A 13,883-nucleotide genomic window follows, 5' to 3' on the forward strand; every position below is an offset into this window, starting at 1 on the left:
GCCCTTGTGGCCTGAAGTTTGGAACTAAAAAACACAGATATGGCAAGTATCAACCTGATCGAAGCATTCCAGGACTTCAAAGACGCAGAGAACATAGACCGTCCCACGATGATGAAAGTGGTGGAAGACGTATTCAAAACCCTGCTTCGCAAGAAATTCGGAAGCGATGAGAATTTTGACGTGATCGTAAACGCGGAAAAAGGTGACCTCGAGATCATCCGCCGCCGTATGATCGTGGAAGATGGTGAAGTACTTGATCCCCTCGCAGAAGTGGCTTATTCAGAAGCGGTGAAGATCGAACCCGACTTTGAGGTAGGCGAGGAACTGTACCAGGAAATGGAGATCGACGATTTTGGCCGCCGCGCCATCCTCGCCGCCAAACAAACCCTGGCCAGCCGTATCAGCGACCTGAAAAAGAATGTACTGGTTAAAAAATACGGCGACCGTATCGGCGAGATCATCAGCGCAGAAGTGTACCAGGTATGGAAAAAAGAAGTGTTGCTGCTGGATGAAGAAGGCAACGAGCTGATCCTGCCCAAATCAGAGCAGATACCCCAGGATTATTTCAAAAAAGGCGAGAACATCCGTGCCGTTGTGGCCCGTGTGGACCTCAAGAACAACTCTCCGGTGATCATTCTTTCCCGTACCAGCCCGCTGTTCCTGGCCAAATTACTCGAGATAGAGGTACCCGAGATCTTCGATGGCCTGATCGCCATCAAAAAGATCGTACGCGATCCGGGAGAAAGGGCAAAAGTGGCAGTGGAATCGTACGACGACCGCATCGATCCCGTTGGCGCCTGTGTGGGTATGAAAGGAAGCCGTATCCACGGTATCGTACGCGAACTGAAGAACGAGAATATCGACGTGATCAATTTCACAAGCAATATCCAGCTGCTGATCCAGCGCTCGCTTACGCCTGCCAAGATCAGCTATATGGACCTGGACAATGAGAACAAACACGCCGAAGTGTACCTGAAAGCCGACCAGGTTTCCCTGGCAATCGGCCGCAGGGGCGTTAATATCAAACTGGCCTGCGAACTCACAGGTTACGAGATAGATGTCTTCCGTGAAGACGAGGAAGTGACCGATGAATTCGATATCGACCTGGACGAATTTGCAGACGAGATAGAACCATGGGTGATCGAGGAACTCAAGCGTATCGGTTGCGATACCGCCCGCAGTATCCTGAAACTGACCTCAGACGAACTGGAGAGAAGGACAGACCTGGAAAAAGAAACCATCGAAGAAGTAAGAAGAATTCTGCAAGAAGAATTTGACAGGGAAGAATAAGCAGCAATTAAGCAGGTATATTTGTCGGGGAAAAGACGAGCCGGCTTAGAGGCGAAAGACATTAATTCAGTCCATGGACCCTTAGTCCATAGTCCATGGACGTGCAACAATGGAACATGGACGCAAAAAAACTGAATGTCAGAACTGAAATTACCCAGACTGTTAGCAGCCGCCAAGGAGTTTAATATCGGGCAGGATACCCTTATTGAATTCCTTGTGAAGAAAGGATTTAGCCGGGACGAACTGAAACCCACTGCCAAGCTTTCGGAGCCGCAGTATTATGCGTTGCAGGCAGAGTTCCAGAGCGATAAAGTAGCCAAGAACAAAGCAGACCTGGTAGAAATACCCAAGGGCGCACAGGCCGAAGCCAAGAAGAAGAAAGACGAGGAGGAGATCAGCTTCCGCAGCAAGGAAGAAAAAAAGGCCCCCGCAAAAGAAGAGCCCAAGCCCGCAGAACAGCCGGCGCCCGCTCCGCCCAAAAAAGAAGAACCCCAGGCCGCCGCAGAAGCCGATGTAGTGAAGATCGAAGCGCCGGAAATCGAAGCGCCCGTGGTACTGGATAAGATCGATCTTTCAGCGATCGACTCCTCCACAAGACCCAAAAAAGCGGCCCCGAAGAAAAAAGAGGAAGCACCTGCTCCCGCGGCCCCTGCAGAACAGCCCGCGGCCAAGGTAAAAGAAGAAACACCTGCCCCGCCGCCGCCGGCTCCTGTTGAAGCAGCGGCGCCCGCAGCGGCAGCACCCCCCGCAACGGAAGAAGCCCCTACCATCGAAAACATACGGGCAGAAAAACTCGAGGGTCCCAAGATCCTGGGTAAGATAGAACTGCCGGTGAACAGCGATACGCGTCCCAAACCGATGGCACGCGATGAAAAACGCAAACGCAAACGCATACCCGTAGACCGCAAAGGCGATGTACAGGCACCCCCGCAGCTGGATGCACAGGGCAGACCGATGACAGGTCCCAACAGACCGATCGTTCCGGCCAATAACCGCGGTGGTTTTACCCGCGACAACAACAACCGCGGCGGCGGACAGCAGAACCGCGGTGGCGGCGGCGGCCGTGGCGGCGGTAACCGTTTTGTGCCACGCGAAGAAAAAGAGATCGATCAGAAAGCGATACAGGACAAGATCCGCGAAACACAGGCCAAACTGGCAGGCAGCGGCGGTAAGAAAAATACCAAGGCCAAACTGCGCCGTGCCAAACGCGACGAAGCCGCAGAAGCCATGGGAGAGGAAATGCAGGACAACAAACTGCAGGTAACGGAATTCGTAACCGTAAGCGAACTGGCCAACCTGATGGACGTAAGCTTTGCCGATGTGATCGGTAAGTGTATGAACCTGGGTATCATGGTATCCATCAACCAGCGCCTCGATGCGGAAGTGATCGAACTGGTGGCAAGCGAATTCGGTTTTGAAGTGGAATTCATCGGTCTGGAAGACGCAGAAGAATTTGACGAGGAAGAAGACGTGGACGATGAAGAATCCCTGGTGCCACGCCCGCCGATCGTTACGATCATGGGTCACGTTGACCATGGTAAAACCTCATTGCTCGACTATATCCGGAATGCCAACGTAGTTGCCGGTGAAGCCGGTGGTATCACGCAGCACATCGGTGCCTACGAAGTGTCACTGCCCACGGGTAAAGCCATCACCTTCCTGGATACGCCCGGTCACGAAGCGTTTACCGCGATGCGTGCCCGCGGTGCCAAAGTAACGGATATTGCCATCATTGTTGTGGCCGCGGACGACGCCGTGATGCCCCAGACAAAAGAAGCGATCAGCCACGCGCAGGCCGCCGGGGTGCCGATGATCTTTGCCGTGAACAAAATCGATAAAGACGGAGCCAATCCGCAGAAAATATACGAGCAGCTGTCGCAGATGAATATCCTCGTGGAAGCCTGGGGCGGTAAGTTCCAGAACCAGGAGATATCGGCCAAACAGGGATTGAATGTAGACGTACTGCTTGAGAAAGTGCTGCTCGAGGCCGAAGTGCTGGATCTGAAAGCCAACCCCGAAAGGGAAGCCGGCGGCTCCATCATCGAAGCTTCGCTCGACAAAGGCCGCGGTTATGTAGCCACCATACTGGTACAGAACGGCACCCTGAAACAGGGCGACCTGATCGTATCCGGGCAGCATTTTGGCCGTGTAAAAGCCATGTTCAACGAGCGTAACCAGCGCATAGAAGAAGCCCCGCCATCCACACCGGTGGTGATACTGGGTCTGAACGGCGCCCCGCAGGCAGGTGAGAAATTCAAAGTGTACGAAGACGAATCCGATGCAAAAGAAGTGGCAACCAAACGTGCACAGATCATGCGCGAACAGGGTCTCCGCGCAAGAAAACACATTACGCTGGATGAGATCGGCCGCCGACTGGCACTGGGTAATTTCAAAGAACTCAATATCATCATCAAAGGCGATGTGGACGGTTCCGTGGAGGCATTGAGCGATTCACTGCAGAAACTTTCTACCGAAGAAGTGGCGGTGCGCGTGGTGCACAAAGGCGTAGGACAGATATCCGAAAGCGATGTATTGCTCGCAACCGCATCGGATGCCATCATCATCGGCTTTAACGTACGACCCTCGATGCAGGCCAACAGGCTGGCAGAGACAGAAGGTGTTCAGATCAGACTGTACTCCATCATCTATACCGCCATCGAAGAGATCAAAAGCGCCATGGAAGGTCTGCTCGAACCCAAGTTCGAAGAAAAGATCACCGCCAACGTGGAAGTGCGCGAAGTGTACAAATTCGATAAAGCCACGGTTGCCGGCTGTTATGTGCTCGACGGAAAGATTTCGCGCAACAGCAAGATCCGTATCATCCGCGACGGTATTGTGGAATATCCAAAGGGAGAAGGCCAGGCCGCGGAACTGGGCAGCCTGAAACGTTTTAAAGACGATGTGAAAGACGTAAGCACCAATATGGAATGCGGTCTGACCATCAAAAACTATAACGATATCAAAGTGGGCGATATCGTGGAGGCATTTGAAGAGCAGGAAGTGAAAAGAACGCTGTAGCAATCAGGGATTGACGGATGATGGAGTAATGGATGGTGGCACAAGGCAAATCCGCTGACCCCCAATCCGCTGATCCGGTTGTTGTTCAACTTTAACGTCTCCTTTACCGTTACACCTGTTCACCCTGAGTATTTTTGATCGATATTGAAGTTTATGAATAAGTCAATTTTCCTGATTGCAATAGGTATCCTGGCGGGTGGCATCGCTTCTGCCCAGACAAAAAAAGTGGTGGCAGATAAGATCGTTGGACAGGTGGGCGACAAAATCATCCTGCGGTCCGATATCGCCAATGCACTGGCCGATTTGCGACGCCAGACACGCGGCCAGGAAAACGTGGTGCTTCCTTCGGAATGCGAGATACTGGAGAGCCAGCTCATCCGCAAAGCACTGGTGCTGCAGGCGCAGAAAGATTCCATCCAGATAAGTGAAGACGAGATCGAAGGCATTCTCGATAACCGCATACGCCAGTTCATCATGAGCTACGGCTCAAAAGAAGTGCTGGAAGAAATTGCCGGTAAAACCGTTTACCAGATCAAGGAAGACAGCAAGGAAGGCATACGCGAAGGAGAATTGTCCAAGGAAATGCAGAAAAAGATCGTGGACGGTATCAAGATCACGCCAAGCGAAGTGAAAGCGTACTACGCAAAGATCCCGAAAGACAGTCTGCCATACTATGAAAGCGAGATAGAAGTAAGCCAGCTGGTGGTATATCCCAAAGCCAACAAGGATGTGGAGGAATATGTGTCCAAACAACTGTACGATTACAAACGCCAGGTGGAAAACGGCGGCGGCAGCAAACGTTTTGACCAGCTCGCAAAATCCTACAGCGAAGACCCTGCGGTGAAAGAGAACGGTGGACAATACACGCTGAACAGAAACGACAAAAATTCCTGGGATCCCACTTTTCTTTCTGCGGCTTTCAAGCTGAAGGATGGACAGGTATCTCCCGTGATCAAATCCAAATTCGGCCTGCATATCCTGCTGATGGTGGCGCGGTCCGGCGACGAAGCGATCGTAAAACACATACTTCGCATTCCGCCCGTAACCGATGATGAGATAAAGGAAGCGAAAGCGCATCTCGACTCCATCCGCAGACAGGTGGTGGCGGGTACCATGACTTTTGGCGCGGCCGTAACCAAATACAGCGATGACGAAGGCACCAAGTATGCAGCCGGTGCACTCTCCGGCCGCGATGCGGCGGGCAACCCCACCAATTTTCTTACCATCGATCAGCTCGATAAAGACCTGACCGTGCTGTTGCCCACCCTGAAACCCGGTGAGTACTCACAGCCCCAGGTATATGTCGACGAAAGAAACCGCAAAATGGTCAGGATCGTGTACCTGAAAAACAGGACCAACCCCCACCGCGAAAACCTCAACGAAGACTATAACCGCATTGCACAGCGTGCACTGGAGGAAAAAAAGAGTTCCGTACTGGAAAAATGGTTCAAAGACCATATACCCACCTATTTTATTTCTATCGACAAGGACTTTGGCGGATGCAAGGGTCTTAATGAATGGCGCCTTGCCGCAGCCCGCGCGCAACAGGCCAGGGGAATTAAGTAAAGGCGATGGCTGAGAATGGCTGTATGGTTAAATGGCTATATCGGATTACCTCTCTGCGAAACTCCCCTGACTCCGCGTCTCTGCGGTAAAAAAACGTTCCGGAAAACTTTCACCGCAGAAACGCAGAAGGAGCAGAGATGCGCAGCGCCAGTGATAACCATTAAACCATACAGCCATTTAACCAGGCAACTCCCACACCTGTCCCTAATTTCCCAAACTCCCATTCCCCTATCAAATAACTGAAAATCAATATATTGGAAAAACGGAAAAAATAATTTTGCAAATTGAATGTATGTACATATATTTGTGTTGTGAAATTAGAACAGGCGATACAAAGCCATAAATTCAAGAGTGAAGTGCATAAAGCGGGACTGAATATCCTGTACACAGCCTGGTGGCTGAAAACAGTGATGAGCAAGGAACTGAAGGAGTTTGGGCTGACCCATGAACAATACAATGTGCTGCGCATACTGAAAGGGAAGCATCCCGAGCAGATGTGCGTGCGCGATATTGCCTGCAGGATGATCGAAAAGAACTCCAATGTTCCCCGTATCATCGACAGGCTGGAACTGAAGAAACTGGTGAAGCGCGCAACATCGGCGCAGGACAAACGGGAGACCGTGATCAGCCTTACACAGGGCGGTATCACCATACTGGAAGCATCTACCCATGCGGTTAACCGCGTAACCGATGCCAACCTTACGGTAACCGAACACGACGCGCAGCAACTGAACCAGTTGCTGGAAAAGATCCGCAGTAACGAAGGATAAATTTTTTTACCTAAATAGATGTATATACATCTAAATAAAAAAAGGAGCTTATATGAAAACCATCTTACACAAAGCAGCCACCCGCGGGCATGCCAATCATGGCTGGCTGAACAGTTACCATACATTCAGTTTTGCCGGCTACCACGATCCCGAACGCATGCATTTTGGTGCACTCAGGGTATTGAACGATGACACCGTGGCAAAAGGAATGGGTTTCGGCAAACACCCGCACGATAATATGGAGATCGTTTCCATACCCTTGTCGGGAGACCTTCACCACAACGACAGCACCGGCAGGGATAAGATCATCCGCCAGGGCGATGTTCAGATCATGAGCGCCGGCAGCGGTATTGCACACAGCGAAATGAATGCAAACAGCGACAGGGACGTGAAGTTTCTGCAGGTATGGGTGTTTCCCAAAGAGAAAAACATAGCTCCCCGCTACGAACAGAAATCTTTTGCACACGAAGACCGCAAAAACAGCATAGCTACCGTGGTGGCTCCCGACGACGACAGCGCCGTATGGATCAACCAGGATGCCTGGTTCTCTCTTGCTGATCTTTCTGCCGGCAATGAGATCGGATACACCCTGCACAAAAACGGCAACGGCATATATGTATTCGTGCTGGAAGGCGATGTTACGGTGAACGGGCAGGCGCTGAACAAACGCGATGGTCTTGGCATAACCGGTGCGGATACCATCAGCATCAAGGCAGACAGTGAGGCACAATTATTATTCATTGATGTACCCATGACAATAGGAGGTTGATCATGAAAACGAACAGAACCATCAGAAGCATTTTATATGCCCAGCCAATGGATATGGGCGGCCTGGCCATCAGGCAGCCGTTTCCATCGCATAAAGCGGAGCAGATCGATCCGTTCCTGCTGCTGCACCATGCAGACAGCCGGGTTCCGGAACATACGGATGTAAAACATGCCGGTGTGGGTCCGCATCCGCATCGCGGGTTCTCCCCGGTGAGCTTTATTTTCAAAGGCGGCGTGCACCACCGCGACAGTCGCGGTAACGACAACATCGTTTACGCCGGCGGCACCCAGTGGATGAATGCAGGTATGGGCGTGATACACAGCGAACGGCCCCCTGAAAACATACAGGAAACCGGTGGCCGGCAGGAGCTGATCCAGCTTTGGGTGAATTCGCCCGCAAGCCATAAAATGGATATACCCGATTACCAGCCGCTGACCGCCGCTGAAACCCCGGTAATCGTTTCCGGAGACGGACTGGCAACGGTGCAGGTCATCGCCGGGGAACTGAACGGGGTAAAAGGCGCCATCAGGTCTTTGTCACCTGTGAACACGTTTACCGCGGAACTGAAAAAAGGAGCCCAATACCGTTTCCCTGTTCCGGTATCGCATAACGCATTTATCTATTTACTCGACGGAAAGCTTGCCGTAACCGGCGAGGGTGAAGTGGAGGGCCACTATGCCGCGATATTCAATAACGACGGCGAAGGATTTGAGGTAACCGCGCTGGAAGATACACGGCTCTTTATCGGTACCGGCGAACCACTGAATGAACCCGTTGCATCGCATGGCCCGTTTGTGATGAACAACCAGACCCAGCTGATGGAGGCATTCCGCGACTACCAGATGGGAAAGATGGGGGTACTGATAGAGGAATAGGAAGAAAATCGATCAATGGGCAATGGTCGATCGCCAATTGAACCAATCACTCAAATACATAAACAATCTAATACTTATCAACATGTCAACTTACAAAATCGATGCAGCACACAGCGAAATCACGTTTAAAGTGAAACACCTGATGATCACCAATGTAACCGGTAGCTTTACCAGGTTCGACGCCACCATGGAAGCCGATGCCGCTGATTTCAGCGACGCCAAGATCTCGTTCGAAGCGGATGTGGACAGCGTGACCACCAATAACGAACAGCGCGACGGTCACCTGAAAAGCGAGGATTTCTTTGCGGCTGAAACATACCCGAAACTGAGTTTTGTCTCCAAAAGCCTTACAAAGAAAAGCGACGACCAGTACCAGCTTACCGGCGACCTGACGATACGCGATGTAACCAAAACCATTGACCTGGCTGTGGAATACGGCGGCACCATGACCGACCCCTGGGGACAGGTAAAAGCCGGTTTTGAGATCAGCGGAAAGATCAACCGCAAAGAATTCGGCCTCGGCTGGGGCGCTGTTACCGAAGCCGGCGGCGTAGTGGTAAGCGACGAAGTAAAACTGCACCTGGCCGTGCAAATGGTAAAACAGGGGTAACTTTGTGAATTCGTGAGTTGTTATCGTGAGATATTATCGTGAGTTGACGTGAGTTAAAAACCTCATTCTCTTCCTCACGCCAACTCACGGTGACTCATGTCTGACGTCTCACGATTCCCAAAATATCGACAATGCAAATAGAAATCATCTCCGGCAGTCCCAGAAAAGACAGTACCTCTCACCGGGTGGCTCTGTTCCTGCAGCGGTACCTGGCCGAACATACCAACCATTCTGTGGGGATCATTGATGTGCGTACCTGCAACCTGCCCCTGCTGCAGCAGGTATTTCAGAGCGTGGAAAAAACACCGGAGGAATTCAGGCCGCTGGCGGAGCGGGTATTTGGCGCAGAGGCTTTTATACTGGTAACGCCCGAATACAACGGCAGCTATTCCCCGGCCATGCAGAACCTGCTGGATCATTTTCCCAAACAGGTGCATAAACCATTTGGCATTGTTACCGCTTCGGCGGGCATGATGGGCGGTATGCGGGCCAGCCAGCAGATGCTGCTGCTGATACCGGCACTGTTCGGTGTTGCATCGCCCTATATGCTGATTGTGCCGCAGGTAACCGCCAAATTCGATGAAACGGGAAATTTAACAGATGCCGGCTTCGAAAAACCTGTGCAAACGTTTGTCAGCGAGTTTTTATGGCTGGCCGAGGCCCTCAGGCCGCAGCTGGCGGATTCTTATAATTAACGAATAAAAAAAGTGGCGGAGTTGTACCTTCGCCACTTCTTTTTGAAACCATCATGAGCGACGAAATCAAACATGAATGTGGCCTGGCCTACATTCGATTGAGAAAGCCTTTTTCCTATTATCTCCAGCAATACGGAACGGTGATGTACGGCCTTAACAAGCTGTACCTCCTGATGGAAAAACAGCATAACCGCGGTCAGGACGGCGCCGGCATTGCCACCGTAAAGATCAATACCGAGCCGGGCAACCCCTTTCTTCACCGCATGCGCAGCAACGCGCCCCAGCCCATAGCCGATATTTTCTTCCGGATAGGCCAGGAAATAACTGAACTCGAAAAATACCAGCCGGATATCAAACAGCACCCCGGTCTGATGAAGGGCCATGTGGATGTGCTTGGCGAACTGCTGCTGGGTCATTTACGGTATGGCACACAGGGCAAGAACAATGTGGAGTTCTGTCACCCCTTTATCAAACGCGACCTGATGCCGGGTAAGAACCTGGCCCTGGCGGGGAACTTTAACCTGGTGAATACCGATGAGCTCTTCGACCTGATCAATATGAGCCCGGGCGATTTCCAGAAACAAAGCGATCTGGCCGCGATGATGGAAGTGATCCATCATTTCCTGGGTAAGGAAGACGACAGAAGTCCGAATGCGGCCGATGTTTTTGCCGTACTGAAAAAAGCCACACCGCTGTTCGACGGCGGTTACACCATTGGCGGTTTACTGGGTAACGGCTACAGTTTTGTGATGCGCGATGCACATGGTATCCGTCCCGCCTATTATTACATTAACGATGAAGTGATCGTGGCCGCCAGCGAGCGTGCCGCCATCCGCACCACCTTCAATGTTGGCGAAAATGAAGTGCTGGAGCTGATGCCGGGTATGGCCCTTATTGTAGACGATAAAGGCAACTACACCCGGCAGCAGGTGCTGGAACCCAAAGAAAGAAGGGCCTGCAGTTTTGAACGCATTTATTTTTCACGCGGCAGCGACGAAAAAATATACCGCGAACGCATTGCGCTGGGGCACCACCTCAGCAAGACCGTTCTCGAAACCATTAACTACGATCTCAGGAACACCATATTCTCGTATATACCCAACACGGCGGAAGTGGCTTTTTTTGGCCTGGTGAAAGGCATGGAGGAATACCTCAACAAGATAAAGGTAGAGCGCATACTGAGCTGGGGCAACGATTTCAACGCGGAGAAACTGGAAGAAATGGTGAACCGGAAGATCCGCCAGGAAAAGATCGCCATCAAAGACGTAAAACTCCGCACGTTCATTACCGAGGATGCCAACCGTAATGAAATGGTGCAACACGTATACGATGTCACTTACGGAACTGTACGACGGAACGAAGATACACTGGTGGTGATCGATGACAGCATTGTTCGCGGCACCACGCTGAAAGAAAGCATCGTTCGCATGCTTGCGCGGCTGAGACCGAAAAGGATCATCATTGTTTCTTCCGCTCCGCAGATACGCTATCCCGACTGCTACGGCATTGATATGAGCAAACTGGGTGATTTCATCGCCTTCCGTGCGGCCACGGAATTGCTGAAAGACCGCGGTATGGAGCATGTGATGAAAGATGCGCACGAAAAGATCAGGGAGATGCAGCGCACCAACCAGCTGCATACGGAAAACGTGGTAAGACAGATCTACAAACCGTTCACGCCCGAAGAGATCTCGGCCAAGATCGCCCAGCTGATTACACCGGCAGGACTGGATATTCCGGTTGAAGTCATTTACCAGACCATTGAAGACCTGCACGACAGCTGTCCCACCAATACCGGCGACTGGTATTTTACCGGCAACTACCCCACCCCCGGCGGCAACCGCGTAGTCAATAAAGCTTTCCTGAACTATATGGACGGGAAGAATGTAAGAGGGTATTAGGATTTTGGATTTTAGAATGGGAAATTTTGGAATTGCTATGAACAACTTCAATTCCAAAATTTCCCAACCCGCCTGCCGGCGAGGCAGGTTCTCAATTACAAATACCTGTCTCCCTTATTTCTTTTTACTTCTGCCACATATTCCTTGATGGATTGTTCCTTTTCTTTTTTGCAGATAAGCAGCACATCGGGTGTGTCTACAATAATGGCATCGTCGATGCCCTGGAGAAGAACGAGTTTTTCTTTGGGTGAGGAGATCATACAGCGTGTGGCATCGATCACGATCACGTTATCGCCGGCAACGGCATTGCCCAGGTAGTCTTTTTCCAGGTTATCGTAAGCGCTGTTCCAGGTGCCCAGATCGCTCCAGCCGAAAGAGGAAGGGATCACATACACGTTATCCGCTTTCTCCATAATGGCGATATCGATGGATACATTGGTGCAAAGCGGGTAAATGCGGTCTATCGCCTGTTTTTCTTTCGGCGTATTGAAATCTTCCTTCTCATTATCGAACAGCTCGAACATTTCGGGCTGGTAAATTTCGAATGCCTTGATCAGGGTTTTTACCTGCCATACAAATATGCCGGCATTCCACAGAAAATCGCCGCTGGAGATAAAAGTCTTGGCCAGCTCCAGGTTGGGTTTTTCCGTGAAGGTTTTTACTTTATAAATATTGTCTGCCGCGGGCAGGCTTTCGTGTTGTATATACCCGTAGCCGGTATTGGGGTGCGTGGGTTTGATGCCGAGGGTTATCAGCGCCTTGATATGGCCTACAAATTCCAGTGCCTGCAGCGTGGTATTGCGGAAATTTTCGTTATCGAGGATCATATGATCACTGGGTGCCACCACCAGCGAAGCTTCCGGATCTTTTTGCAGGAGTTTAAAAGAAATATAGGCAATGCAGGGCGCCGTGTTCTTGCGGCTGGGTTCTGCGAGTATGTTCTCTGCCGGCAGCTCGGGCAGGTGCTGCCTGGTAATGGCAACATATTCTGCGCTGGTAACCACATAAATATTTTCTGCAGGGATAAATGCGGTATACCGCTCGTAGGTCCACCTGATCAGCGATTTGCCCGTGTTGAGTATATCCAGAAACTGTTTGGGATAGCTGGTGCGGCTGCTGGGCCAGAACCGGCTTCCGATACCGCCCGCCATAATCGCTACATAATGATGCTCGTTCATCTTTCTCGGAGTTTTTAAAAATCGTTGCTGCAATGATAGACCCAAATTCCCAATCGGCAACGGCCATCGGTCATGGATTGTTTACTTATACAATACCCTCTCTTACCAGGTCGTGGATATGTAAAATACCCTGGTATATACCGTCGTCGGCAACGATCAGCTGGCTGATATCATACCGGCGCAGCAGGTCCAGCGCTTCAACCGCCAGTAAACCGGAAGGCACGGTTTTGGGTGAGGGCGACAGAATATCTGCTGCCTGTATGTTCCGGATATCATCGTTCTTCTCCAGCATCCTGCGCAGATCGCCGTCGGTGATGATGCCGCAGAGCTGGCCTGCCCCATCCACCACCGCCGTTACACCCAGTCTTTTTTCGGTGATCTCAACGATCACTTCCTTTAGGTTAGCATCTGGCAATACCTGCGGTTTGCCGTTGGCACGGCTGAGATCGCCCACGCGCAGGTACAAACGCTTGCCCAGGTTGCCACCGGGATGAAACCTGGCAAAATCCTCTCCGCTGAAACCATTGAGCTGCATCAGGCATACCGCTATCACATCGCCCATCACCATCTGCGCCGTGGTGCTGCTGGTGGGCGCCAGGTTATTGGGACAGGCTTCCTGGCTTACCGTTGTATTGAGTATATGATCGCTGTTCTGCGCCAGAAAACTGCCGGTATTGCCCACCATGCCGATCAGCGTGTTACCAAAATTCTTTACCAGGGGTACCAGCACCTTGATCTCGGGGCTCTCCCCGCTTTTGCTGATGATCATGACAATATCCTCCGGGCCGATCATACCCAGGTCGCCGTGAATGGCATCTGCCGCGTGCATAAACAGTGAAGGCGTGCCGGTGGAGTTAAGGGTGGACACGATTTTCTGGGCAACAATGGCGCTTTTGCCGATACCGCTGATCACCAGGCGCCCGGTGGATTGATGGATGCGTTCAACGGTTTTGTTAAAAGCCCCGTCGATAGAAGCAGCCAGTCCGGCCACCGACCTGGCTTCTAAATCAATGGTATGCAGCGCGGTTTGACCGATGGAAGAATTCATTGACCCAAAGGTAAACTTTAACGTCAAACTACGGGTAATGCGTGTATACTTTGGTAACTTCGCCATCCTTTACAAAAGACGCGTTCCGCGATCCGTTGATCTTACCTGAAGCCTTTACAGGGTAGCCCAGAAATTGGGGAAAATTCAGAAAAAGAGTTATATT

The 13,883-nt window shown here is 51.3% G+C and carries 11 protein-coding genes; 9 read left to right on the plus strand and 2 right to left on the minus strand.

Annotated elements, in window-relative coordinates; translation table 11 throughout:
• Positions 1 to 39 precede the first annotated feature (39 nt).
• From nusA to GWC94_RS00310, 9 genes are all read left to right on the plus strand, one after another.
• Positions 40 to 1,290 (plus strand): transcription termination factor NusA, encoded by a 1,251-nt coding sequence (gene nusA, locus GWC94_RS00270; RefSeq protein WP_161833007.1) that lies wholly within the window; start codon positions 40 to 42, stop codon positions 1,288 to 1,290.
• 135 nt (positions 1,291 to 1,425) lie between these two features.
• Positions 1,426 to 4,308, plus strand: a complete 2,883-nt coding sequence (gene infB, locus GWC94_RS00275) for a translation initiation factor IF-2 (RefSeq protein ID WP_161833008.1) — start codon at positions 1,426 to 1,428, stop codon at positions 4,306 to 4,308.
• A gap of 153 nt (positions 4,309 to 4,461) precedes the next feature.
• The gene (locus GWC94_RS00280; RefSeq protein ID WP_161833009.1) at positions 4,462 to 5,874 is read left to right on the plus strand and encodes a peptidylprolyl isomerase; all 1,413 of its coding nucleotides are present in this window, start codon (positions 4,462 to 4,464) and stop codon (positions 5,872 to 5,874) included.
• Between the two features lie 311 nt (positions 5,875 to 6,185).
• Entirely contained in the window at positions 6,186 to 6,644 is a 459-nt protein-coding gene (locus tag GWC94_RS16730; RefSeq protein ID WP_161833010.1) for a MarR family winged helix-turn-helix transcriptional regulator, read from the plus strand.
• A 52-nt stretch (positions 6,645 to 6,696) separates the two neighbouring features.
• Positions 6,697 to 7,413: a pirin family protein gene (locus GWC94_RS00290; RefSeq protein ID WP_161833011.1), complete on the plus strand. Its 717-nt coding sequence runs from the start codon at positions 6,697 to 6,699 to the stop codon at positions 7,411 to 7,413.
• Between the two features lie 2 nt (positions 7,414 to 7,415).
• Positions 7,416 to 8,288: a pirin family protein gene (locus GWC94_RS00295; RefSeq protein WP_161833012.1), complete on the plus strand. Its 873-nt coding sequence runs from the start codon at positions 7,416 to 7,418 to the stop codon at positions 8,286 to 8,288.
• Positions 8,289 to 8,370: 82 nt separating this feature from the next.
• Positions 8,371 to 8,898: a YceI family protein gene (locus tag GWC94_RS00300; RefSeq protein ID WP_202628588.1), complete on the plus strand. Its 528-nt coding sequence runs from the start codon at positions 8,371 to 8,373 to the stop codon at positions 8,896 to 8,898.
• 131 nt (positions 8,899 to 9,029) lie between these two features.
• Positions 9,030 to 9,593, plus strand: coding sequence for an NADPH-dependent FMN reductase (locus tag GWC94_RS00305; RefSeq protein ID WP_161833013.1), 564 nt, complete (start codon positions 9,030 to 9,032; stop codon positions 9,591 to 9,593).
• A gap of 53 nt (positions 9,594 to 9,646) precedes the next feature.
• A complete protein-coding gene (locus GWC94_RS00310) occupies positions 9,647 to 11,494 on the plus strand; it encodes an amidophosphoribosyltransferase (protein WP_161833014.1) in 1,848 nt (615 codons plus the stop codon).
• Positions 11,495 to 11,589: 95 nt separating this feature from the next.
• Here GWC94_RS00310 and GWC94_RS00315 read toward each other — a convergent pair whose 3' ends face one another.
• Both GWC94_RS00315 and GWC94_RS00320 read right to left on the minus strand, forming a co-directional pair.
• Entirely contained in the window at positions 11,590 to 12,672 is a 1,083-nt protein-coding gene (locus tag GWC94_RS00315) for a mannose-1-phosphate guanylyltransferase (protein WP_161833015.1), read from the minus strand.
• An 85-nt stretch (positions 12,673 to 12,757) separates the two neighbouring features.
• Positions 12,758 to 13,720 carry a KpsF/GutQ family sugar-phosphate isomerase gene (locus tag GWC94_RS00320; protein WP_161833016.1) on the minus strand — a complete coding sequence of 321 codons (963 nt, stop codon included), beginning with the start codon at positions 13,718 to 13,720 and terminating at the stop codon, positions 12,758 to 12,760.
• Between the last annotated feature and the right edge of the window lie 163 nt (positions 13,721 to 13,883).

The sequence above is a fragment of the Sediminibacterium soli genome (assembly GCF_009939225.1).
Lineage (GTDB): Bacteria > Bacteroidota > Bacteroidia > Chitinophagales > Chitinophagaceae > Sediminibacterium > Sediminibacterium soli.

Excerpts from the sequence above, each read along its gene's own strand:
- nusA (WP_161833007.1), top strand. The coding sequence starts at position 40 with ATGGCAAGTATCAACCTGATCGAAGCATTCCAGGACTTCAAAGACGCA.
- infB (WP_161833008.1), top strand. The coding sequence starts at position 1,426 with ATGTCAGAACTGAAATTACCCAGACTGTTAGCAGCCGCCAAGGAGTTT.
- GWC94_RS00280 (WP_161833009.1), top strand. The coding sequence starts at position 4,462 with ATGAATAAGTCAATTTTCCTGATTGCAATAGGTATCCTGGCGGGTGGC.
- GWC94_RS00290 (WP_161833011.1), top strand. The coding sequence starts at position 6,697 with ATGAAAACCATCTTACACAAAGCAGCCACCCGCGGGCATGCCAATCAT.
- GWC94_RS00295 (WP_161833012.1), top strand. The coding sequence starts at position 7,416 with ATGAAAACGAACAGAACCATCAGAAGCATTTTATATGCCCAGCCAATG.
- GWC94_RS00300 (WP_202628588.1), top strand. The coding sequence starts at position 8,371 with ATGTCAACTTACAAAATCGATGCAGCACACAGCGAAATCACGTTTAAA.
- GWC94_RS00305 (WP_161833013.1), top strand. The coding sequence starts at position 9,030 with ATGCAAATAGAAATCATCTCCGGCAGTCCCAGAAAAGACAGTACCTCT.
- GWC94_RS00310 (WP_161833014.1), top strand. The coding sequence starts at position 9,647 with ATGAGCGACGAAATCAAACATGAATGTGGCCTGGCCTACATTCGATTG.
- GWC94_RS00315 (WP_161833015.1), bottom strand. The coding sequence starts at position 12,672 with ATGAACGAGCATCATTATGTAGCGATTATGGCGGGCGGTATCGGAAGC.
- GWC94_RS00320 (WP_161833016.1), bottom strand. The coding sequence starts at position 13,720 with ATGAATTCTTCCATCGGTCAAACCGCGCTGCATACCATTGATTTAGAA.